The sequence below is a fragment of the Dendronalium phyllosphericum CENA369 genome, from assembly GCF_016056275.1.
In the GTDB taxonomy this organism is placed as follows: Bacteria; Cyanobacteriota; Cyanobacteriia; order Cyanobacteriales; family Nostocaceae; genus Dendronalium; species Dendronalium phyllosphericum.
Window position 1 is genome coordinate 1 of record NZ_JAECZA010000334.1, and the last position, 1101, is coordinate 1101.

2 protein-coding genes are annotated in these 1101 nt (G+C 38.4%); both read left to right on the forward strand.

All coding sequences use genetic code 11. The features are described 5' to 3' along the window. Positions 1 to 303 precede the first annotated feature (303 nt). Positions 304 to 564, forward strand: a complete 261-nt coding sequence (locus I8752_RS36675; RefSeq protein WP_214437043.1) for a hypothetical protein — start codon at positions 304 to 306, stop codon at positions 562 to 564. A gap of 162 nt (positions 565 to 726) precedes the next feature. Continuing rightward, a complete protein-coding gene (locus I8752_RS36680) occupies positions 727 to 960 on the forward strand; it encodes a hypothetical protein (RefSeq protein ID WP_214437044.1) in 234 nt (77 codons plus the stop codon). The last annotated feature ends 141 nt before the right edge of the window (positions 961 to 1101 follow it).

A 1101-nucleotide genomic window follows, 5' to 3' on the forward strand; every position in this document is an offset into this window, starting at 1 on the left:
CTCTGGTGGTGGTGGATACGGCGGAGTCAGCGACTTGTCGGGACTGACAAAGCTAGCTGAAGCTTGGGTTGATACATATGGTATTGGTCACATTGCCCTTGTAGCTAAGTCATTCAGCAGTAACGGCTATTACTAATAGCTTTGTAGCTAACTATTAACTAAGCTAAATGGCTCTTTAGGGATTCAATATAAGTAGAAATCTCTGCAATAAAAATGAGGTCTCTTGATTATTAAGAATCTCTAAGAGTCAGCCAGATTAATTAATCTACTGCTGAATTGCAATCAGATTTTTAGGAGAAAATCATGGCAAGTATTAATCTTTCTGAACTACATACCGCTGGTTCCGAACTGTTCCAAGATTCTGAAAACTTTCTCAATGAATTGGGCGATGTCGATTCTATCTCTGGTGGTGGTGGATACGGCTATGGCTATGGCGGCGGAGTCAGCAACTTGTCGGGACTGACAAAGCTAGCTGAGGCTTATGTTGATACATATGGTATTGGTAACATTGCCTTTGTAGCTAAGTCATTCAGTAGTCATGGTGGTTATGGTTACGGTTACTAATAGCTTAGTAGTCAACTACTAAGCTAAATAGCTCTTTAGGGATTTAATATCAATAAAAACTCTGCGATAAAAATAAGTTTTATTGATTATTATAAATCCCTAAGAATCGAACAAATGAATCAATCTACTGCTGAATTGTAATCAGATTTTTAGGAGAAAATCATGGCAAGTATTAATCTTTCTGAACTACATAGTGCTGGTTCCGAATTGTTTCAAGATTCTGAAAGCTTTCTCAATGAATTGGGCGATGTCGATTCTATCTCTGGTGGTGGTGGATATAGCGGAGTCAGCGACATGTCGGGACTGACAAAGCTAGCTGAAGCTTGGGTTGTTACATATGGTATTGGTCACATTGCCCTTGTAGCTAAGTCATTCAGCAGTAACGGCTACTACTAATAGCTTTGTAGCTAACTATTAACTAAGCTAAATGGCTCTTTAGGGATTCAATATAAGTAGAAATCTCTGCAATAAAAATGAGGTCTCTTGATTATTAAGAATCCCTAAGAGTCAGCCAGATTAATCAATCTACTGCTGAAT

Bases quoted from the DNA above. Each gene is read 5' to 3' on its own strand.
- I8752_RS36675 (WP_214437043.1), top strand. From the start codon at position 304: ATGGCAAGTATTAATCTTTCTGAACTACATACCGCTGGTTCCGAACTG.
- I8752_RS36680 (WP_214437044.1), top strand. From the start codon at position 727: ATGGCAAGTATTAATCTTTCTGAACTACATAGTGCTGGTTCCGAATTG.